Annotated in this window: 18 protein-coding genes; 15 read left to right on the plus strand and 3 right to left on the minus strand. The window is 71.4% G+C overall.

Annotated elements, in window-relative coordinates:
- The first annotated feature begins 67 nt into the window (after window positions 1-67).
- The 8 genes from iolC to P3L51_RS10950 all read left to right on the plus strand — a co-directional run bounded on the left by iolC (window position 68) and on the right by P3L51_RS10950 (window position 9,824).
- Complete coding sequence (gene iolC, locus P3L51_RS10915; RefSeq protein WP_354604926.1) at window positions 68-1,180, plus strand: 5-dehydro-2-deoxygluconokinase; 1,113 nt, start codon at window positions 68-70, stop codon at window positions 1,178-1,180.
- Window positions 1,177-2,058, plus strand: coding sequence for a Cgl0159 family (beta/alpha)8-fold protein (locus P3L51_RS10920; protein ID WP_354604927.1), 882 nt, complete (start codon window positions 1,177-1,179; stop codon window positions 2,056-2,058). The genes iolC and P3L51_RS10920 overlap by 4 nt, the downstream gene beginning before the upstream one ends.
- Before the next feature lie 78 nt (window positions 2,059-2,136).
- The gene (gene iolB / locus P3L51_RS10925) at window positions 2,137-3,105 is read left to right on the plus strand and encodes a 5-deoxy-glucuronate isomerase (protein ID WP_354604928.1); all 969 of its coding nucleotides are present in this window, start codon (window positions 2,137-2,139) and stop codon (window positions 3,103-3,105) included.
- A complete protein-coding gene (iolD, locus tag P3L51_RS10930) occupies window positions 3,102-4,988 on the plus strand; it encodes a 3D-(3,5/4)-trihydroxycyclohexane-1,2-dione acylhydrolase (decyclizing) (RefSeq protein WP_354604929.1) in 1,887 nt (628 codons plus the stop codon). The genes iolB and iolD overlap by 4 nt, the downstream gene beginning before the upstream one ends.
- Before the next feature lie 72 nt (window positions 4,989-5,060).
- Window positions 5,061-6,560 carry a CoA-acylating methylmalonate-semialdehyde dehydrogenase gene (gene mmsA, locus P3L51_RS10935; RefSeq protein ID WP_354604930.1) on the plus strand — a complete coding sequence of 500 codons (1,500 nt, stop codon included), beginning with the start codon at window positions 5,061-5,063 and terminating at the stop codon, window positions 6,558-6,560.
- Window positions 6,561-6,684: 124 nt separating this feature from the next.
- On the plus strand, window positions 6,685-7,326 hold the full coding sequence (locus P3L51_RS10940) for a DUF4291 domain-containing protein (protein ID WP_354604931.1): 642 nt from the start codon (window positions 6,685-6,687) through the stop codon (window positions 7,324-7,326).
- Window positions 7,323-8,876 carry a S1 RNA-binding domain-containing protein gene (locus P3L51_RS10945; RefSeq protein ID WP_354604932.1) on the plus strand — a complete coding sequence of 518 codons (1,554 nt, stop codon included), beginning with the start codon at window positions 7,323-7,325 and terminating at the stop codon, window positions 8,874-8,876. Before P3L51_RS10940 ends, P3L51_RS10945 begins: the two co-directional genes overlap by 4 nt.
- A gap of 96 nt (window positions 8,877-8,972) precedes the next feature.
- A complete protein-coding gene (locus tag P3L51_RS10950) occupies window positions 8,973-9,824 on the plus strand; it encodes a class I SAM-dependent methyltransferase (RefSeq protein ID WP_354604933.1) in 852 nt (283 codons plus the stop codon).
- Window positions 9,825-9,831: 7 nt separating this feature from the next.
- On the opposite strand, the gene P3L51_RS10955 is transcribed toward P3L51_RS10950, so the two are convergent.
- Window positions 9,832-10,248, minus strand: coding sequence for a GNAT family N-acetyltransferase (locus P3L51_RS10955; RefSeq protein ID WP_354604954.1), 417 nt, complete (start codon window positions 10,246-10,248; stop codon window positions 9,832-9,834).
- A 159-nt stretch (window positions 10,249-10,407) separates the two neighbouring features.
- Between P3L51_RS10955 and P3L51_RS10960 the strand changes: the two genes are divergently transcribed.
- Both P3L51_RS10960 and P3L51_RS10965 read left to right on the plus strand, forming a co-directional pair.
- Window positions 10,408-13,062 carry an alpha/beta fold hydrolase gene (locus P3L51_RS10960; RefSeq protein ID WP_354604934.1) on the plus strand — a complete coding sequence of 885 codons (2,655 nt, stop codon included), beginning with the start codon at window positions 10,408-10,410 and terminating at the stop codon, window positions 13,060-13,062.
- On the plus strand, window positions 13,059-13,931 hold the full coding sequence (locus tag P3L51_RS10965; protein WP_354604935.1) for an ABC transporter permease: 873 nt from the start codon (window positions 13,059-13,061) through the stop codon (window positions 13,929-13,931). Before P3L51_RS10960 ends, P3L51_RS10965 begins: the two co-directional genes overlap by 4 nt.
- 14 nt (window positions 13,932-13,945) lie before the next feature.
- On the opposite strand, the gene P3L51_RS10970 is transcribed toward P3L51_RS10965, so the two are convergent.
- A complete protein-coding gene (locus P3L51_RS10970; RefSeq protein ID WP_354604936.1) occupies window positions 13,946-14,791 on the minus strand; it encodes a DNA-binding response regulator in 846 nt (281 codons plus the stop codon).
- Between the two features lie 440 nt (window positions 14,792-15,231).
- On the opposite strand from P3L51_RS10970, the gene P3L51_RS10975 reads away from it, so the two are divergent.
- Window positions 15,232-16,803, plus strand: a complete 1,572-nt coding sequence (locus P3L51_RS10975) for a vWA domain-containing protein (RefSeq protein ID WP_354604937.1) — start codon at window positions 15,232-15,234, stop codon at window positions 16,801-16,803.
- 169 nt (window positions 16,804-16,972) lie between these two features.
- Entirely contained in the window at window positions 16,973-17,446 is a 474-nt protein-coding gene (locus P3L51_RS10980; protein WP_354604938.1) for an anthrone oxygenase family protein, read from the plus strand.
- Here the strand turns inward: P3L51_RS10980 and P3L51_RS10985 are convergent.
- Window positions 17,427-18,296, minus strand: a complete 870-nt coding sequence (locus P3L51_RS10985) for a class I SAM-dependent methyltransferase family protein (protein ID WP_354604939.1) — start codon at window positions 18,294-18,296, stop codon at window positions 17,427-17,429. The genes P3L51_RS10980 and P3L51_RS10985 overlap by 20 nt on opposite strands.
- 201 nt (window positions 18,297-18,497) lie before the next feature.
- Between P3L51_RS10985 and P3L51_RS10990 the strand changes: the two genes are divergently transcribed.
- From P3L51_RS10990 to P3L51_RS11000, 3 genes are read left to right on the plus strand one after another with little or no spacing between them, the layout of a single operon-like run.
- Window positions 18,498-19,733, plus strand: coding sequence for a damage-control phosphatase ARMT1 family protein (locus P3L51_RS10990; protein WP_354604940.1), 1,236 nt, complete (start codon window positions 18,498-18,500; stop codon window positions 19,731-19,733).
- A 46-nt stretch (window positions 19,734-19,779) separates the two neighbouring features.
- Entirely contained in the window at window positions 19,780-21,060 is a 1,281-nt protein-coding gene (locus tag P3L51_RS10995) for a DUF4032 domain-containing protein (protein WP_354604941.1), read from the plus strand.
- On the plus strand, window positions 21,057-21,551 hold the full coding sequence (locus tag P3L51_RS11000) for a GNAT family N-acetyltransferase (RefSeq protein WP_354604942.1): 495 nt from the start codon (window positions 21,057-21,059) through the stop codon (window positions 21,549-21,551). The genes P3L51_RS10995 and P3L51_RS11000 overlap by 4 nt, the downstream gene beginning before the upstream one ends.
- Window positions 21,552-21,566 lie beyond the last annotated feature (15 nt).

The raw sequence follows: 21,566 nt of genomic DNA on the forward strand, positions 1-21,566 counted from the left end.
AAAACGTTGACAGAGGTCGGGAGAGAGCACTAGACCTGGGACCGGCCGTCGAAACGAGGGGACGCGCATGCCTGAGCCGTACGACGTGATCACCATGGGGCGGATCGGCGTGGACCTCTATCCGCTGCGCACCGGAGTCCCGTTGGCGCAGGTCGACACCTTCGGGAAGTTCCTCGGCGGATCGGCGACGAATGTGGCGGTGGCCGCCGCCCGGCTCGGCCGACGTACCGCGGTCATCACCCGCACCGGACGGGACGCGTTCGGGGACTATCTCCACCACGCCCTGCGGGAGTTCGAGGTGGACGACCGGTGGGTGACACCGGTCGACCGGTGGCCCACGCCGGTGACGTTCTGCGAGATCTTCCCGCCCGACGACTTCCCGCTCTACTTCTACCGGCAGCCCAAGGCGCCCGATCTGGAGATCCACCCGCGCGAGTTGGACCTGGACGCCATCGGATCCGCGCGGATCTTCTGGATGACCGGCACCGGCCTGTGCGAGGAGCCCAGCCGGGCCGCCACGCTGACCGCTCTGCGCGCACGCGGCGAGGCGCGGGAACACAGCCCCGAGGAGCGGCCGTCCGGGCGACGGCCCGGAACCGCCATCACCGTCTTCGACCTCGACTGGCGCCCGATGTTCTGGAAGGCACCCGCCGACGACTCCCGCCCCGACGGCCCGGTCGACCACGACAGCCACGACAGCCACGACGATCCGCGGGTGCTCATGGCGGCGGCCCGGCCCCTGTACGAGCAGGCCCTGCGCCACGCCACCGTCGCGGTGGGAAACCTGGACGAGTGCGAAGTCGCCGTCGGAGAGCGCGAACCGTACGCCGCCGCCCGCGCGCTCCTCGCCGCCGGACCCGAACTGGCCGTGGTCAAGCAGGGACCCAAGGGCGTCCTCGCCGTCCACCGCGACGGCACCGTCGCCGAAGTGCCGCCCGTCGCCGTCGAGGTCGTCAACGGCCTCGGCGCAGGCGACGCCTTCGGCGGCGCCCTCTGCCACGGACTGCTGGCCGGCTGGGACCTGGCGCGCGTCATGCGGTACGCCAACGCGGCCGGCGCCATCGTCGCCGCCCGGCTCGCCTGCTCCTCCGCCATGCCGTACGCCCGGGAAGTCGTCCAGGTCCTCGGCGGCGGCCCCGTCCCCACACCGGGAACGCTGCCACCGGAGGCCGCCCTGTGACCCGCGTCGACGCGTCGGAACTCGTACGGATCCGCACGCACCACCCCGAGGCGATCGCCGAGGCCGCCGCCCGCCGAGGCCGCCGCCCCCTCCTGCGCCCCGGCGGACGGCTGATGATCGTCGCGGCCGACCATCCGGCCCGGGGCGCCCTCGCCGTCGGCAACCGCCGCCTGGCCATGGCCAACCGTGTCGATCTGCTGGAGCGGCTCTGCCTCGCGCTGTCCCGGCCCGGCGTCGACGGCGTCCTCGCCACCGCCGACATACTCGACGACCTGCTGCTCCTCGGCGCCCTGGAGGACCGCGTCGTCGTCGGCTCCATGAACCGCGGCGGCCTCGCCGGCGCCGCCTTCGAACTGGACGACCGGTTCACCGGCCACCGCGCCGAGGACATCGCCCGCCTCGGCTTCGACGCGGGCAAGCTGCTGCTTCGCGTCGACTACGAGGACGGGCGCTCGGCGGACACCCTCCTGTCGGCCGCCCGCGCGGTCGACGCCATGGCGGAGCGGCGGCTGCCCGTCTTCGTCGAGCCGTTCATCTGCCGCCGCAGGGACGGACGGCTCGGCAACGACCTGACGGCCGAGGCGGTGACCCGCTCCATCGCCATCGCCTCCGGTCTCGGCGGCACCTCGGCGTACACCTGGCTGAAGCTGCCGGTCACCGAGAATCCGGACGACATGGCCCGGGTCATGGAGACGTCCACCCTGCCCGCCGTCCTGCTCGGCGGCGAGATCGGTGACGACCAGGAGGGCACGTACGAGAAGTGGCGCAAGGCGCTGCGCCTGCCCACGGTGCAGGGCCTGGTCGTGGGGCGCTCGCTCCTCTATCCGGTGGACGGGGACGTCGCGGCGGCCGTCGACACCGCCGTGGGCCTGTTGTAGGGCGGCGGCCGCCCGACCGCTGTAGCTGTAGGGGACACGGGGAGAGTAGGCAGACGCGCGGAGGGATACGGAACGACCATGACGACGGACACCGACACCGACACGGGCTCCGACGGTGAATTCCTGGAACGGCACGTGCGCGCGGGCAGCACGGCGAGCGGACCGTACGCGCTCGACATCGAGCCGAGGCGGGCCGGCTGGCTGCACAGCGCCCTGCGCGTCCTCGACCTGCCGCCCGGCGGTACACACACGCTGGACAGCGGGGACAGCGAATGGATCGTGCTTCCGCTCAACGGCGGTTGTACGGTGCACACGCAAGGCGAGATCTTTGAACTGCTGGGCAGAGAAAGCGTGTTCAGCTCCGTCACGGACTTCGCGTACGTTCCGCGTGACGCCCACGCCCAGATCGCCTCCGGTGCGGGGGGCCGCTTCGCCCTGGCAGGAGCGAAGTGCGAGCGAAGACTCCCCGCTCGCTACGGCTCCGCACCGGAGGTTCCGGTCGAATTGCGGGGCAGCGGCAACTGCTCCCGCCAGGTCAACAACTTCGCCGCCGCCGACACGTTCGACTGCGACCGGCTGATCGCCGTCGAAGTCCTCACGCCCGGCGGCAACTGGTCGTCGTACCCGCCGCACAAGCACGACGAGAACCACCCCGGCGTCGAGTCCGAACTGGAGGAGATCTACTACTTCGAGATCGAGGACGGCGGCCTCGGCTACCACCGCGTCTCGCCCTCCAGGCCCGGCGGTACCGACGTCCTCGCCGAGGTCCGCACCGGCGACACCGTCCTCATCCCCGACGGCTGGCACGGCCCGTCCATCGCCGCCCCCGGACGCGCCATGTACTACCTCAACGTGATGGCCGGACCGGGAGCGACCAGACAGTGGCTGATCCGCGACCACCCCGACCACGGCTGGATCCGCGACACCTGGCCCGGCCAGGCGGTCGATCCCCGACTGCCGATGTACGAAGCGCCCGGGCCGCCGCCGTCACAGGGGCCGCCGAGCCAACCTCCTTATGAGGACGAGGACAAGGAGACCCACCGATGAGTACGCGCCGCCTCACCGTGGCCCAGGCACTGATCGCCTTCCTGTCCCGCCAGTACACCGAACGTGACGGCAACCGCCGTCGGCTGATCGACGCCACCTGGGGCATCTTCGGCCACGGGAACGTGGCGGGCATCGGCCAGGCACTCGTCCAAGCCGGCCCGGAGATGCCGTACTTCCAGGGCCGCAGCGAACAGGCCATGGTCCACGCCGCCGTCGGTTACGCCCGGCAGAGCAACCGCCTCGCCACCCACGCCGTGACCACGTCCATCGGCCCCGGCGCCACCAACCTCGTCACGGGCGCCGCCCTCGCCACCATCAACCGGCTGCCCGTACTGCTGCTCCCCGGCGACATCTTCGCCACGCACCCCGCCGACCCCGTCCTCCAGCAGCTCGAAGTGCCCCACGCGGGCGACGTCTCCGTCAACGACGCGCTGCGCCCCGTGTCGAAGTACTTCGACCGCGTCTCGCGGCCCGAGGCGCTCGTCCCGGCCGCGCTCGCCGCCATGCGGGTCCTCACCGACCCCGCCGAGACGGGCGCGGTGACCCTCGCCCTGCCCCAGGACGTCCAGGCGGAGGCGTACGACTGGCCGGAGGAGTTCTTCGCCGAGCGCGTCTGGCGGGTCCGCAGGCAGGGCCCCGATCCGTACGAACTCTCCGACGCCGCAGAGGCCGTCCGCGCGGCCCGCCGTCCGCTCCTCGTCGCGGGCGGCGGCGTCCACCACAGCGCGGCCGAGGACGCGCTGGCCGCTTTCGCGACGGTGACCGGCATCCCCGTCGCCTCCACCCAGGCAGGCAAGGGCTCCCTGCGCCACGACCACCCGGCGGACGTCGGCGGCATCGGCCACACCGGCACCGCCACCGCCGACGAACTGGCCCGCACCGCCGACCTGGTGATCGGCGTCGGCACCCGCTGGTCCGACTTCTCCACGGCATCGGCGACGCTCTTCTCGAACCCGGCGGTCCGCTTCCTCAACATCAACGTCACCGGCTTCGACGCACACAAGCTCGCCGCCGCGCCCCTGGTCGCCGACGCCCGCACCGCCCTGGAGGAACTCACCACGGCCCTCACGGGCCACCGCGTCGACGCGGCCTACGCCACCGAGTACGCCGACGACAAGGAGCGCTGGGAGCACCGTGTCGACGCCGCGTTCGACACCTCCGAAGACCTCCTGCGGCCCAACCAGCCGCAGGTCCTCGGCCTCCTCGACGCGCTCGTCACCGACGAGGACATCGTGATCAACGCGGCGGGATCGCTTCCCGGCGACCTCCACAAGCTGTGGCGGTCCCGCTCCCGCGATCAGTACCACGTCGAGTACGGCTACTCGTGCATGGGTTACGAGATCCCGGCCGCCATCGGCGTGATGCTCGCCGACCCCGGGCGGCCCGTCTGGGCGCTGGTCGGCGACGGTACGTACCTGATGAATCCCACCGAGATCGTCACCGCAGTCCAGGAACGCCTCCCATTGAAGCTGGTGATCCTCCAGAACCACGGCTACGCGTCGATCGGCGGCCTCTCGGAGTCCGTCGGCGCGGAGCGGTTCGGTACGGCGTACCGCTATCGGGAGGCCGACACGGTCGGCTCGCCCACGTACACGGGCGACCCGCTCCCCGTCGACCTCGCCGCCAACGCGGCCTCGCTGGGGATGCGTGTCATCCGCGCCAAAACCATCCGTGACCTGCGCGAAGCGCTTGCCGTCGCGCGTGAGTCAGACGTCCCCACATGTGTCTACGCGGAGACCGAAACGGCAGACACTGTGTCGGGCGCGCCTCCCGCCCAGGCGTGGTGGGATGTTCCCGTGGCCGAGACGGCGACCCGCGCGTCCGCGGTCACAGCACGCGAGGAGTACGACCGGAAGGCCGCGGCCCGCCGCCGCCACCTCTGACACACGGCACCGTCTTTCCGACCCCGCCCCCAGGGCGCGCCGCCCGCGCCGATGGACCCGAAGGAGCACGTAATGAAGACCGTCAACCACTGGATCGGTGGCAAGACCGTCGAGGGCACGTCGGGCAACTGGGGCCCGGTCACCGACCCGGCGACCGGCGCGGTCACCACCCAGGTCGCGCTCGCCTCGCCGGAGGAGGTGGACGCGGCCGTCACGGCGGCGAAGGCCGCGTACGGCACCTGGGGCACCTCCTCCCTCTCCACGCGCACCGGCGTCCTGTTCAGCTACCGCGCACTGCTCGACGCGCACCGGGACGAGATCGCCGCGCTGATCACCGCCGAGCACGGCAAGGTCCACTCCGACGCCCTCGGGGAGGTCGCGCGCGGGCTGGAGATCGTCGAGCTGGCCTGCGGGATCACCACGCAGCTCAAGGGCGAGTTGTCGACGCAGGTCTCCCACCGGGTCGACGTCTCCTCGATCAGGCAGTCGCTGGGTGTCGTCGCCGGGATCACGCCCTTCAACTTCCCCGCGATGGTGCCGATGTGGATGTTCCCGCTGGCCATCGCCTGCGGCAACACCTTCGTACTGAAGCCGAGCGAGAAGGACCCCTCGGCGGCGAATCTGCTGGCCGAACTCGCCGCGGAGGCGGGGCTGCCGGACGGCGTGCTCAACGTCGTCCACGGCGACAAGGTGGCCGTCGACTCCCTCCTGGCCCACCCGGACGTCGCCGCGGTCTCCTTCGTCGGCTCGACGCCGATCGCCCGCTACATCCACGCGACCGCCTCCGCCAACGGCAAGCGCGTCCAGGCGCTCGGCGGCGCCAAGAACCACATGCTGGTCCTCCCGGACGCCGACCTGGACGCGGCGGCCGACGCGGCCGTCTCGGCGGCCTACGGGTCCGCCGGCGAGCGCTGCATGGCGATCTCGGCGGTCGTCGCGGTCGGCGCGATCGGCGACGAACTCGTACAGAAGATCCGCGAACGTGCCGAGAAGATCAAGATCGGCCCCGGCAACGACCCGGCCTCCGAGATGGGCCCGCTGATCACGGCCGCCCACCGCGACAAGGTCGCGTCGTACGTGACGGGCGCCGCCGCGCAGGGCGCCGAAGTCGTCCTGGACGGCACCGGCCTGCGCGTCGATGGCTACGAGGACGGCCACTGGATCGGCCTGTCGCTCCTCGACCACGTATCGACCGACTCCGACGCCTACCGCGACGAGATCTTCGGCCCGGTGCTGTGCGTGTTGCGCACGGAGACGTACGAGGACGGCGTCGCCCTCATGAACGCCTCACCCTTCGGCAACGGCACGGCGATCTTCACCCGCGACGGCGGTGCGGCCCGCCGCTTCCAACTGGAGATCGAGGCGGGCATGGTCGGCGTGAACGTCCCGATCCCGGTGCCGGTGGGCTACCACTCCTTCGGTGGCTGGAAGGACTCCCTCTTCGGCGACCACCACATCTACGGCAACGACGGCGTGCACTTCTACACGCGCGGCAAGGTCGTCACGACCCGCTGGCCGGACCCGGCGGACGCCCCGTCGGGCGTGGACCTGGGCTTCCCCCGCAACCACTGAGCGCCGGAGCCCGCTCCAGACCGCGGCGGCCCGCACGGTACCCCTATTCCGTGCGGGCCGTCGCAGTGCTCCGACGCCTTCTTAATAGGTGGCCACGCGGACGGAGCCGCAGCACGCTGTCCCCATGCCAGAAGTGACGACTCCGCGCACCACACCGACTCCGCGGCCCCCGGAGCCCAAGTACCGCATCCGCGCGCACCACACCGCCTCGACGATCACCGTCCACCAGGCGTACCCACCCTCGATCGGGCTTCCCGCCGCGCGCGACGGACGGTTCCCCGACGCCTGGAAGCGCGACAGGATGACATGGATCAAGCCGTCCTTCCTCTGGATGATGTATCGCTGCGGCTGGGGCCTGAAGGAGGGGCAGGAGACCGTCCTGGCCGTCGAGATCAGCCGTGAGGGGTTCGAGTGGGCGCTGCGGCACGCCTGTCTGTCGCACTACGACGCCGAGGTGCACGCCGACCCGGCCGTGTGGCGGCGGGAGTTGAAGCGGAGTACCGCGCGGGTCCAGTGGGATCCGGAGCGTGATGTGCGGCTGGAGGCGTTGTCGTACCGGTCGCTTCAGCTCGGGCTGGCGGGGGAGGCGGCGCGGCGGTACGCCGACGATTGGATCGTCTCCGTCCGGGACGTGACGCCGCTTGCGCGGCGGATTCACGGGCTGGTCAGGGGCGGCGAACTGGCCGCCGCGCAAGCGCTGCTGCCCGTCGAGACGCCCTATCCGGCCGAGGCGGAGGGCGAGCTGCTGCGTCGCCTCTGCCCGTGAGCGGCGCCAGCCCCGAAGGGGCTGACGTATACGCCCGGTCCGCACTTCCCCATGTCTACCGCCTGACCAAGTACGACCCCGCCGACCGCGACGAGTGCGGCGTGTACGTCGGGGCGGAAGAGGCGATCAGCGATCACGGGCCCGTCGAGGCCTCGTACTTGGAGGCGGTGTCCGCGTTCGCCGAGGAGACCGGTGTGCGGGCGCTGTCCGTCCGCGAACCTCAGATCGGGCCCGGCATCGCACACTTCGGGCCGGAGCCCCCGGTCGACGGGCACGGGCTGGTGGGGATCTTCCCGCGAGACCTGACCGGGTTTCACGACGGGGCGGAAGTGCCGGTTCCGGTCGGTCTTGAGCTGGTGCGCGTCATGCTCAGAGGCGACGGAGCATGGTGCCGGCTGGAGACCGAGGGGACGTTCGCCGTGCACGTCGGGTGGGACCTGTACGTCTACGTGAGCAGCGACGTGCCCTGTGAGGCCGCCGTGGCCCGCACGGCCGCGCTGGGGCTCTTCGCCGAGCCGGTGGACGTCTCGCCGTACGACGCGGACTACGACGAGCCCGGCGAGCAGCGGCCGGCCGACAACCTCTTCTGGGAGCGGCTGTCCTGGGGTGTGGCGGCGCGGTGGGCCGGGCTGCTGGAGGAGACCCACGTCGACAACGGCAGCCGCTGGCATCTGCTCCGCGACGGCCCCGGCGCCGGTGTCGGCTCCACGCTCGCCTCGGTGCGCGCCCGGCTCGCCCCGCGTGCCCGGCTGACGGTCTGGCCGGGGCTCTCCACCGACACCGATGCCGTCCTCGCCGCCCTTCCGGAGGAAGGGCTGGTCGAACTCGTCCGGGAGGACGACGAGGCCCGGGTCACCGGCGTCGTCGCCGACGTGGGCGAGTCCGCGGAGCTGGCCGCGCTCGTCTCCGGCGCCCGTGCCGCGACCGTCCTGCCGATGGATGTCGACGAATGCCACCCGCTGTTCACCGCAGTCCTGCCCGACAGCGACGGCGTCCTCCGGGCCCGTTGGCGGACCGAGCCGACCCGCGGCGACCGCGACTGGGCCTTCCTCAAGACGCTGCGCCGGGGGCAGGTCGTCACCGGCACCGTCACCGTGATCGCCGACTTCGGCGTCACCTTCGTGGACATCGGCGGGTTCACCGCGATCATCAACATCCCCGAGGTGTCCTGGCGGAGCATCGATCACCCCGCCGACGTCCTGACCGTCGGGCAGGAGGTCACCGCCCTGATCCTGGACGTCGACCGGGTCGGTGAACGGGTGTCGCTGTCGCTCAAGGCACTTCAGGAGGATCCGCTGCCGCGGCTCGCCGGCCGTGTGGGCGAGGTCGTCACCGGTCCCGTCACACGGATCGAACCCTTCGGTGTCTTCGTCCGTCTCGAGGAACGGGCCGACGGATTCGAGGGGTTGCTGCCCGAGCCCGAACCGGTCGGGGACGCCACCCGGGACGCCGCCCGGGTCGGCGACCGGCTCACCGTGCGGATCGCCGAGGTCGATCCCGCGACCCGCCGGATCCTGCTGGCTCGCGAGCGTACGCGGGCGACCGACTGAGCGCTCCACGACTCCCGGACTCCCGTCGCGAAACAGGCGCGCCGAACGCGTCGAGTTCTCGCCATGCTATGCGCGCAAGACGGGAGGAGCGGCAGTATGGAAGGCATGACGGACATGGTGAATTCAGCCCAGGCCGAAGCGTGGAACGGCTACGAGGGCAGGCACTGGGCGGAACACCAGGATCGGTACGACCATCTGAACGATGCCGCCAATGCCCCGCTGTTGGAGGCGGCGGGCATAAAGGCGGGTGACCGGCTTCTCGACATCGGGTGTGGGAACGGACGGGTCACCCGGCTCGCCGCGAGGCGTGGGGCTCGGGCCGTCGGGATCGATCTGTCGGCCCCGATGCTGGCGCGGGCCCGGGAGTCCGCCGTGGCCGAGGAGGTCGAGGACGTCACGTTCGTGCAGGGCGACGCACAGGTGCACGACTTCGAGGAGGGGGTCTTCGACCTCGCCGTGAGCCGTTTCGGGGTGATGTTCTTCGCCGATCCCGCCGCCGCGTTCCGCAACATCGGACGGGCGTTACGGCCCGGTGGGCGGCTCGCCTTCGTCTGCCCGCAGTCGTTCAGCCTCATGGACCAGGCGGTGATCTTCGCGGCGATCGGCACCCAGGTCACGCTCCCCGCCCTCACCGAGGACAGCAAGCACCAGCCCGCCTCCTTCGCGGACCCCGCACACACCGAGCGCGTGCTGAGCGAGGCCGGCTTCAAGGGAATCGGTCTGCGTGCCCTGGCGCTGGCCCAGCACTGGGGCAAGGACGCCTCCGACGCCTCCGCGTTCCTGATGGGATGGGGTCCCCTCCAACACTGGCTGGCCCTGGCCGATGCCGACGAGCGGACCCGTACGCGCGCCCACGACGCCGCCACGGAAGCGTTCCACGCCTTTGAGACGCGGAGGGGCGTACGGCTGACCAGCCGCCTGTGGCTCGTCACCGCGGAGCGCCCCTGAACAGGGTCTAGGAGCTCGGGAACTCCCAGGTCAGCATGGCGAAGCGACCCTCGTCACGCGCCCCGGCCGCGCGGTAGGTCGCCAGCGCCGGTTCGTTGTCGGTGTCCACTCCCACCCACATGTCGTAGCAGCCGCGCTCACGCGCGATCCCCGCGAGGGCCTCGGTCAGCGCCCGCCCGATGCCCCGCCGACGGTACGGCTCGTCCACGGACAGCTCGTACAGGAACATTTCGACGCCTTTGTCGGGATGGAGCATCTCGATGCCGGAGACGAATCCGGCCGGGGCTCCTTCGACGTAGGCGATCAGCAGCAGATGACCCGGCGCGGCGAGGAAGCGCTCCGCCCACTCCGGCCGGGCCGGGTTGTCGTACAGATGCTGGGCGGCGACGAGTTCGCCGACCGTCGTCGCTCGCCGGATCTCCATGCCGGTCATCTCGCTCGTCTCTCCTCGCGCACCGCGTCGGGGGCCGCTCGCCGTACCACGGCTGGTGTACGGCGACGCTACCGCGTACTCCTCAAGGAGGCCCCCGAGTTCCGACCGGTGTCAGCGCGGGTGGCGAGCGGGGCCGTTTAGGGTTCAAGCATGGAGATCCCAACCCCCCGACGGCCACGGCTGCGCAAACGATGGCTCACGGGTGTGGCCGCGGCCGCCGTGCTCGTCGGCGCCGGCACGTGGACCGCCGTCGCCTCGGACAGCGCGCCCACCGTGCACCGAGCCGACCAGACGATGGAGATGCCCGGCGCAAGGATCGACACCTCGTACTTCACCGCCGGTGACGGCAATGACGGCGGCGACAAGCGCAGGCCCGCCGTCATGCTCGGCCACGGCTTCGGCGGCAGCAAGAACGACGTACGGGCCCAGGCCGAGAAGCTCGCGCGTGACGGATATGCCGTGCTGACCTGGTCGGCACGGGGTTTCGGCGAGTCCACCGGCACGATCGGACTCAACGACCCCGCCTACGAGGTCAAAGACGTCTCCCGGATGATCGACTGGCTCGCCGAGCGCCCCGAGGTCCAGCTCGACGCCGACGGCGACCCGCGCGTCGGCATGAGCGGAGCCTCCTACGGAGGAGCCATCTCGTTGCTCGGCGCGGGCTACGACCCGCGCGTCGACGCGATCGCGCCCGTGATCACCTACTGGAATCTCGCCGACTCGCTCTTCCCCGACGGCGTCTTCAAGAAGCTCTGGGCCGGGATCTTCTTCTCCACCGGCGGTGGCTGCGACACCTTCGAGAAGCAACTCTGCGAGATGTACGACCGTGTCGCCGTCGCCGGGAAGCCCGACGCGGCGGCCGGTGAACTCCTCGCGGAGCGCAGCCCGTCCGCGATCGGCGACCGCATCAAGGTGCCCTCGCTGATCATCCAGGGCCAGACCGACTCCCTCTTCCCGCTCGGCCAGTCCGACGCCATGGCGAAGACGATCAAGGCCAACGGCGCGCCCGTCGCCGTGGACTGGATGGCCGGCGGCCACGACGGCGGAACCGCCGAGACCGGCCGCATCGAGAGCCGTATCTCCTCCTGGTTCGACCACTACCTCAAGAAGGACACCGGCGCCGACACCGGGCCCGCGTTCCGCGTCAGCCGGACCGGCGGCGTGGACTCCACCGACGGCCAGGCGCTGTTGAGGGGGGCGAGCAGCGACAACTATCCGGGGCTGCGCAGCGGCATAACGAACGTCCCGCTGTCCGGCCGCGCGCAGTCGTTCGACAACCCCGCCGGCGCGAGCCCGCCCGCCATCTCCACGGTGCCGGGTCTCGGCGGCGGACTGTCCCAGCTGTCCTCGTTCGGCATGGGCCTCGCCCTCGACTTCCCCGGCCAGTTCGCCCGCTTCGACTCGCGGCCGCTCGACCGGTCGCTCCAGGTCACTGGCTCACCGACCGTCCGGGTCACGGTCAAGGCCGACACCGACGACGCCGTGCTCTTCGGCAAGGTCTACGACGTCGGGCCCGACGGCGGCCGACAAGTACTGCCCTCACAACTCGTCTCCCCGATCCGCGTCGAAGGCGTCAAGGCGGGCGACGGCAGGACCGTCGAACTGACACTGCCGGCCATCGACCACAAGATGGAGGCCGGGCACCGGCTGCGCGTCGTCCTCGCCGCGACCGACCTCGCCTACGCCTCACCCGCCGCCCCCGCCACGTACACCGTCACGCTGGACGGCGACCTGTCCGTACCGACGGCGCCGGCCCTCAGCACTGCCGCGCCGACCCTCGCCTGGTGGGTCTGGGGCCTGCCGTTGGCGGGCGTGCTGATCGCCGCCGCGCTGCTGCTCACCGCGCGCCGTCGCGTCAGCGCACCGGCGCCCGATCCGGAACTGGCCGACGTCCCCCTCCAGATCAGTGACCTGTCGAAGCGCTACGCCAAGTCCGCCGACCGCTATGCCGTACGGGACCTCTCCTTCCGCGTCGAGAAGGGGCAGGTGCTCGGGCTCCTCGGCCCGAACGGCGCGGGCAAGACCACGACCCTGCGGATGCTGATGGGCCTCATCACCCCCGACGCCGGAGACATCAGGGTCTTCGGGCACGCCATCAGGCCCGGCGCACCGGTCCTGTCCCACGTCGGGGCCTTCGTCGAGGGCGCCGGCTTCCTGCCGCACCTGTCCGGGCGGGACAACCTGGAGCTGTACTGGCGGGCCACCGGCCGCCCCGCCGAGGACTCGCACATCGAAGAGGCCCTGGAGATCGCCGGACTCGGTGACGCCCTCGCCCGCGCGGTGCGCACCTACTCGCAGGGCATGCGGCAGCGACTCGCGATCGCGCAGGCCATGCTCGGTCTGCCGGATCTCCTCATCCTGGACGAGCCGACCAACGGCCTCGACCCGCCGCAGATCCGCGAGATGCGCGACGTGATGATCCGCTACGCGGCCAACGGCCGGACCGTCATCGTCTCCAGCCATCTCCTCTCCGAGGTCGAACAGACCTGTACGCACCTGGTGGTCATGGACCGGGGCCGGCTCGTCCAGGCCGGTCCCGTCGCCGAGATCACCGGCTCCGGCGACACCGTGCTCGTCACCACCGCCGGACAGGTACCCGAGCCGGTCGTCGACAAGATCGCCGCGCTGGCCGGGATCGGATCCGCGATCCGTACGGACGAGGGGCTGCTCGTACGGCTCGACGGGGCCAGCACCAACACCCTGGTCACCGAACTCGTCCGGATGGACGTGGCGCTGACCGGCGTCGGACCGCACCGCCGCCTGGAGGACGCCTTTCTCACCCTCATCTCAGGAGCCTCCGCATGAGCGCGCTGACCGAATCGGCTCCGGGCTACCGGGCGGGCCGCACCCTCCCGCTCCGGGTCGAACTCGTACGACAGCTCAAGCGCAGGCGGACGATGGCGATGGGCGGGGTGCTCGCGATCCTGCCCTTCGTACTGATCGTGGCCTTCGCCATCGGCGGGACGCCGGGCGCCGACGAGGACGGTGGCGGGGGCGGCAGCCGGCTGAACCTGATGGACACCGCGACCTCGTCCGGTGCCAACTTCGCCGCCGTCTGCCTCTTCGTCTCGGCGGGCTTCCTGCTGGTCGTGCCCGTCGCGCTGTTCTGCGGGGACACCGTGGCCTCCGAGGCGAGCTGGGCCTCCCTGCGCTATCTGCTCGCCGCGCCGGTGCCGCGCGCCCGGCTGCTGTGGAGCAAGCTGGCGGTGGCGCTCTCCATGAGCCTGGCGGCGATGGTGCTGCTGCCGGTCGTGGGGCTGGTGGCGGGCACGGCCGCGTACGGGTGGGGGCCGCTGGAGCTGCCCACCGGAGGGTCCCTCGGAACGGGCGACACCGTGCCGAGGCTGGCGCTCGTGGTCGCGTTCATCTTCGTCTCCCAACTGGTCACGGCCGGGCTCGCCTTCTGGCTCTCCACGAAGACCGACGCCCCACTCGGCGCGGTCGGCGGCGCGGTCGGGCTGACGATCATCGGCAGCGTGCTGGACCAGGTCACCGCGCTGGGGAGCTGGCGCGACTTCCTGCCCGCGCACTGGCAGTTCGCCTGGGCGGACGCGCTCCAGCCCCAGTTGGAGTGGAGCGGCATGCTGAAGGGCTCGGCGATCTCGGTGACGTACGCCCTGGTGCTCTTCGCGCTCGCGTTCAGGAACTTCTCCCGCAAGGACATCGTGAGTTGAGCCCCTGACGGTGTTCACAGCCAGCCCCGACGAGCCGCTTCCGCCCCCGCGCGGAAGCGGCTCGTCGTGCCGAGGGCGGTGAGCAGCTCGCCGACCCGTCTGCTGTAGGTGCGGGGCGACATGCCGAGGCGCGCCGCCGCCGCCTCGTCGGTGAGCCCGCACAACAGGGCTTCGAGTACGGGACGTAAGTGATGGGGGAGGGCGCCTGCCCCAGGACCGGCCGGGGTGCCGGTGCCGGTCTGCGTGGCGCCCGGTGCCGGGCCCGTCGCCGGGTCCCACGGCGCACCCTCCGGCGGGTCCCCCTTGACGGGAAACTCCTCGCCGCTGTCCCACCAGTGCTGATGGATACGGACCAGGGCCCCGACGACGACAGGATCCTGGACCAACAGCAGCCCGTTGAAGTGGAGATCCAGGTCGAGGGGGAGAGCGGCCGTCGTACGGTCCACGAGGACCATCTTGAACGGGATCGACTCCGTCATCCGTGCTCCCCGGGCGAGGGCGCGCAGCTCGTACGGCAGAGCCGCCAGGCTCCGGCGCGGCACGATCCGGCGGACCGTGAGCGGAACCGCGGGCAGGGGAGCGGTCCCGGCGTCGGCCCCCGCTCCAGGGCCCGCGGCCGTGCCGGTGGCGGTGCCCGTTCGCGTCCCCGGTCGCGCCTCGGGGTCCGCCCGTTCCGCGACCGCGCGTACGCACGCGGTGGCGAACTCCACGAACGGCAACGGCAGGCCCTTCCCGAGGGAATTGCCCGGATCGTCGAACGTCAGCAGTTCGTGACGCGCGGAACGGACGAGCGCCGCCAGGGTGGCGGCCACCTGATGGGTGCCACGGACCGGCCGGCCCGCCGGTCGGAGAGTCTCCACCGCGTCCCCCCGCAGTGTGCTTCTCGGTAGCGCCGACCTGCTGAGTACGGAGCCTGGAACATGTGTCACGGCTGACCACCCCCGCCATCCCCTCGGAGCCGTACGCAACTCCATGTACTCACGAGACTGCACACTGTGACAAGTGCAGTTCAGAGAGTGGCGACTCCATGCCAAAGGAGCCGACTCACGCATCAACGGCACCGGTTGGCACTCGACTTCACGCGAAGACGGCGGAATCGGCGGACGGTGGCGGACAACTCTCCTGGCCCGTTGCCGCATTGAGATTCATCCGCAACCTCCCGTGCCGGTCCCGGCGACCGTCTCGAACGTCACATACACAAGTGCCGAGAACGATTCCAGGGGGGACCGTGACGAAGCTCCACGCGAGCGGGAAGCGCCACGCGAGGACGAGGCTCCACGCGAGGGCGTGTCGAGGTGCGGTGGTCGCGTTGCTGGCGGGCGGCCTGCTGCTCACCGGCTGCTCGGGCCACGGCACGCGCGAAGCGAGCCAGAAGGCCGACGGGCCGGATCGCGGAAGCGCGTTCGGCGGCGGGTCGGGCTCCGGGTCCGCGGGGTCGGGGGCCGCAGGCGTCGAACAGGGCGAGGGACAGCGGGACGGCGAACAGAAACGGCAGGACAGAGAACCGGAGGGTGAGTTCGCGCCGGAGCCGGACTACCTGTCGACCTTCGCACTGGACGTGGACACCGCCTCCTACGGATACGCGCTCCGCACTCTCGGCGACGGACGGCTGCCGGATCCCGGAACCGTACGGCCCGAGGAGTTCGTCAACAGCTTCCGCCAGGACTACGAACGCCCCGAGGGCGACGGCTTCTCCGTCGCGGTGGACGGCGCCGTGGCGCCGGGTGCGGACGACGACTGGTCCCTCCTGCGCGTCGGCCTCGCCACCCGCCAGGCCGACCACGGGGGTGAACGCCCCCCGGCCGCACTCACGTTCGTGATCGACATCTCGGGCTCCATGGCCGAGCGAGGCCGCCTCGACCTCGTCAAGGAATCACTCGGCATCCTTACGGACGAACTGCGCGGCGACGACTCGATCGCCCTGGTCACCTTCAGCGCCGCCGCCGAGAGCAGGCTGCCGATGACCCGTGTCGGCGACAACCGCTCCCGGATCCACGACGTGATCGAGGAGCTGGAACCGGCCGCCTCGACCAATCTCGGGGCAGGCGTCGAGACCGGCTACGAGGAGGCCGTCGACGGCCTCAGGAGCGGCGCGACCAACCGGGTCGTCCTGCTGTCGGACGCGCTGGCCAACACCGGCGAGACGCAGGCGGACGCGATCCTCGAACGCATCGCGGACGCGCGTACCGAACACGGCATCACCCTCTTCGGCGTCGGTGTCGGAAGCGACTACGGCGACGCCCTGATGGAACGACTGGCCGACAAGGGCGACGGACACACGACGTACGTCTCCGACCGGAAGCAGGCCCGGAAGATCTTCGTCGACCAGCTCCCCATGAACGTCGAACTGCGCGCCAGGGACGCCAAGGCGCAGGTGGCGTTCGACAGCGACGCGGTCGAGCGGTTCCGGCTGATCGGCTACGAGAACAGGGCCGTCGCGGACGAGGACTTCCGGGACGACGGCGTCGACGGCGGCGAGGTCGGGCCGGGGCACACCGTGACGGCGCTGTACGCCGTCAAGCTGCGGCCCGGCGCGAGCGGCGAGGTGGCGAAGGCGACGGTGCGCTGGCTGGATCCCGAGACCCGGGCGCCGCGCGAGCGGTCGGGCTCGGTCGGCGCGAGCGCGGTGGACTCCCGGCTCTGGGGCGACGCGAACCCGCGGCTTCAGGTGACAGCCGTCGCCGCGTACTTCGCCGAAGCGCTGCGCGGCGAGTCTGCGGACGACGACGGCACGGCCCACGGCGCTCCGCCCGGCGCGCCCGGCCTCGGTGAACTGGAGAAGCGGGCACGGACGTTGGCCGACTCCACGGAGGACGGGGCGGTGAAGGAACTGGCGGAGGCGATCGGTCAGGCGAGCCGCGCGAGGGGCTGATCGCGCGGCCGGGTCCGGTCCGGGAGTGGTCCCGGGCCGGACCGGCGGGGTCCCCGAGCGGTCCTGGGCCGGTCCCGGGCCGGTCATGGGGAAGGCCGTGGGGCGGTGCGGAGGGCCGTCGGTGGAAACGGTGCTGCGGCGCCCCGCCCCACGGGCCATGATGTGCGGCATGGCCACTGTCCTGCTCGCGCTCGCTGTCGTCTTCACCGGTCTGTACGCCGGCATCATGCTCATCTTCTTGACCGGGATCATGCCCGCGCTGGCCCGGCTCACGGACGGGCAGTTCGTGACGGCCATGCGCCGGGTCAACGAGGAAGTGCCGCGCGGGCTGTTCCTGCTTGTCTTCCTCGCCGAGGTGGCCTTCCCGGTCGCCGCGCTCGCCGTCCCCGTCGACGACCGTTCCGACACGCAGTGGTGGCTGTTGCTGGCGGGCCTGATCTGCGTGGTCGTCAACCACCTCGTCACGGTCGCGGGCAACATCCCGCTCAACAACGCCCTGGCGTCCTCGGAGACCTCGCCCGAGGCCAACCCCGACAGCGCCGTCCGCGCGGCCTTCGAGAGCCGCTGGAACCGCTTCCACGCCGTCCGTACGCTCTTCGCCCTCGCGGGGTTCGCGCTGATCGTCAGCGCCTCGCTGTCGTGACGGTGAACAGTCCCACGGACTCCCGCCGGCTCGCGACCTCCGCGAACCCGGCCTGACCGGCCCACCGTTCGGCCAGCTCCACGGGACGGCACTTCATCTCCCACAGGACGCCGTCGCGGTTCGGCAGCACGTTCGCGATGAACTCCAACTGAGGGTGGTGGGTCTGGGTCGTGAAGACCAGCACTCCGCCCGGTGCGAGCATCCCGCGCAGCCGCGCGACGGACGCCGCGATGACGGCGTCGTCCAGCAGCAGTTCGTAGAGCCCCGACACGACGATGATGTCGGGCGCGTGGGAGGAGGGCGTGGGCTCCAGGGCGTCTCCGTGCACGTACGAGATCCCCGTCAGCCCTCGCTCGGCCGCCTGGCGCCCGCCCTGCGCGAGACCCGCGCGGTCCAGGTCGCGGCACTCGACGTGGAGGGTGCCCGGCGCGTACTCCGCGAGCAGGTCCTGGAGATACCGTCCGGGCCCGGACGCCACGTCCAGTACGCGCACACCGCCACCGTCGGCGCCACCGTCGGCGCCGTTCGCACCGCCGCGACGCGTGATCTCTATACGGAGGACGTCTTTCAGCAGCTCGCGGCGGGCGCGGATGGCGCGCCATCCGACGGCGTTCAGATACACGCGGTCGATGACGTGTCCCACGACAGGGAAGCCGCCGGCCTTGTTGACGTACACGTAGTCCAGCATCGACCCGCTGTCGAATCCGTGCCGGTATCCGATACGGACCCCCGCGCTCGCGCGGCCGACGGTGCCGAGGAGGGCGCGCATCGCCGCCCACCGCGCGCGGTTCAGCGAACCGGTCCGGTTCGGAGTCTTCTGCGATCGTTGGGTCGTGCTCGTCTTCGTCATGCGCATCAGCGTCGGCCCGGAGGGCGGGCCTTGGTATCCGCGCGGCTACTCGGACGGCACGTGAGTAGTCCTGCGTACGCTCCGGTCCGGGCCTGCCGCGCGCAGCACCTCGGTACCGGCCGTGCGGGCGGCCGGTACGGTGCGACGGTGGCCGCTCCCGACCGGCGGCGACACCGACCAGTTCCGGAGGACAGGGAAGCCATGGCTGAAGCGGACGACGCCCCCGTGATCGTGAGCAGCGCACCCGGTTCGTTCGCGCGGAGCGTGCTGGCCGAGCGCCATCCCGCCCTCATCCAGCAGGTACGGGACGCGTTCCCGTGGTCCCCGGAACGGCACCGCGCGCTCGACGCGCTGCTCCTTTCCTCCACGGAGGGCGTCATCGAACCTTTGGATCCGGACGCGCACGACCGGGAGCAGTGGGACGCGTGGGGCGGGGAGTACTTCGGCCGGTCATGGTTCGACGTGCCGTTCCTCTGGTCCGAGAGCTACTTCTACCGCCGACTCCTCCAGGCCGTCGGATACTTCGCGCCGGGGCCCTGGCAGGGTGTCGACCCGTTCGCGCCCTTCAAGCGGGCCGAGCTGCGGGGCTCGCTCGTCGACGACGAACTCGCGGCGCTCGACGCCCTCGCCCCACGACCGGTCGAGGAGCGGGCCGCCGCTTACCTCCAGGGCTCGCTCTGGGGCAACCGCGCGGACCTCGGCTTCTCGGTCGGTTCGCAGGGCTCCCGGGGCTCAGGGAGCGGCTCCGAGGGCTCCGGGGTCGGCTCCGCCGATGAGGAGCCGCCGCCCCTCGTCGCGGACGACAGCGAGGTGCTGTGGTCGCTGCTGCCCACCGACCGGCCGCCCGGCGCCGCGCGGACCGTCCACGTCATCGCCGACAACTCCGGCCGCGAGCTGATCCCCGACCTGGTCCTCATCGACCACCTCCTTACTACGGGACGCGCGGACGACGTGGTCCTGCACGTGAAGCCGTATCCGTACTACGTCTCCGACGCCACCATGGCCGATGTCGTCGACTGCGCGCGCCGTATCGCCCGGGCGCCCGGCGGCGCGGGGGAGGCCGGGAAGCGGCTCTGGGCCGCGATGGGCGACGGGCGGCTCGCCGTACGTGCGCACGGCTTCTACTGCGCGCCTTTCCCGTACGGCGAGATGCCCGCCGATCTGCGCCGGGAATTCGAGGGTGCCGCCCTGACGATCGTGAAGGGCGACCTCAACTACCGCCGCCTCGTGGGTGACCGACTCTGGTCGCCGACCACCTCGTTCGCCGGGCGGACGGCACACTTCCCGGGGCCGGTGGCCGCCTTGCGTACCCTGAAGTCCGATGTGATCGTCGGCCTCGCCCCGCGCACCGTGGCGCGACTCGAAGACGCGGGCGACGGTACGAACCAGGCATGGCGTACGAGCGGGACGCACGCGCTCGTGCAGGTCAGGCCCTGAGCCAACGCACACACACACAAACGCACGAACGTCGGAGGCGAGCGGCATGGCGCTCCAGATCAGCGCGACCAACCCGGAGCAGCCGGCCGTGCTCCTCGACCTGCCCTGGGGCATTCCGCTCGAAGAGTGGCCCGACGACTGCCTGGTGGCGCTCCCACGCGGCATCTCGCGCCATGTGGTGCGCTTCGCGGACGCCGGGTCCGAGGTGCTCGCGGTCAAGGAGATCGCCGAGCGGCCGGCGGTGCGCGAGTTCGGGCTGCTCAGGGACCTGCACCGGCTGGGCATACCGGCGGTCGACCCCGTCGCGGTGGTGACGGGGCGGGTCGACGTGGACGGCAGGCCGCTGGAGTCCGCGCTGATCACCCGGCACCTCAAGGGCTCGCTGCCCTACCGCTCGATGTTCGAGTCGACCATGCGCCCGAGCACGGTGAAGCGCCTCATGGACGCGCTCGCCGTCCTCCTGGTGAGGTTGCATCTGACCGGCTTCGCGTGGGGCGACTGCTCGTTGTCCAACGCCCTTTTCAGGCGCGACGCGGGCGCGTACGCCGCGTATCTCGTGGACGCCGAGACGGGCCAGATCCAGCCCACGCTCAGCCGTGGCCAGCGCGACTACGACATAGAGCTGGCCCGCGTGAACATCGCGGGGGAGCTGATGGACCTGGAGGCCTCCGGCTCGCTCCATCCGTCGGTGGACCCGGTGCCGTTCGGGGCGGCGATCGTACGGCGCTACGAAGACCTGTGGCACGAGCTGACGAGGGAGTCCGTCTACCCGGTCGACAAGCGTCACTACATAGACCGCCGGATCCGTCGGCTCAACGAACTGGGTTTCGATGTCGCGGAGATGCAGATAGAGCGGTCGCCCGTGGGTGACACGGTCACCTTCCTGCCGAAGGTGGTGGACGCGGGCCACCATCAGCGCCAACTCCTGCGGCTCACCGGCCTGGACGCCGAGGAGAACCAGGCGCGACGCCTGCTCAACGACCTGGAGAGCTGGATGGCGGGCCAGGACGACTACGCGCCGGACGACCCGCTGGGCGCACGCCCGGAGGTCCTGGCGCACCGCTGGGTGCGCGACGTGTTCCGGCCGACCGTACGGGCCGTACCGCTGGATCTGCGCCGCAGGACGGACGCGGCCCAGATCTACCACGAGGTGCTGGAACACCGGTGGTACCTGTCCGAGAACGCCGGGAACGACGTGGGGCTGGACGCGACCATCGAGGACTACGTCGCCAACATATTGCCGCGCACGCAGGACCCGTCCGTGCCGGTTCCGCTCGCGGAGGAGTCGGAGGAGCCGGTGGATCGGACAGGAATCCGGGAGACATGACCGATCTCGTGACGGAGCGCCTTCTGCTCCATCCGCTGAGCCCTCCGGAGGCTGTACGCCTGGTCATGGGCGACAGGACCAGTGGCTCCCACTGGGCGCCCGGCTACCCGGACGAGGGCGATGTCTCCGGCGCCACGCGCTTCCTGACCACGTGCGAGGCCGTCGGCGATCCCCGGCCGTTCGGCACGTACGAGATCCGTGTCAGGGAGACCGGCCTGGCGGTCGGCGGCGTGGACTTCCACGGCCCGCCGGACGGGACCGGCGCCGTGACCATCGGCTACGGCCTCGTCCCCGCGGTACGGGGCAAGGGTTACGCCTCCGAGGCGCTGCGCGGCCTGCTGCTCTTCGCGCGGGAGAGCGGTGTCACCTCCGTAAGAGGCGACACCGGCCACGACAATGTCGGGTCCCAGCGCGTCATGGCGGCGGCCGGCATGCGACTGGTCGCCGACGACGGCAGGCTGAAGTTCTACGAGATCGCCTGGCCCGGTTGAGCGGCCCCGCCGCGA

The organism is Streptomyces panacea (assembly GCF_040560175.1).
GTDB classification, from domain to species: domain Bacteria; phylum Actinomycetota; class Actinomycetes; order Streptomycetales; family Streptomycetaceae; genus Streptomyces; species Streptomyces panacea.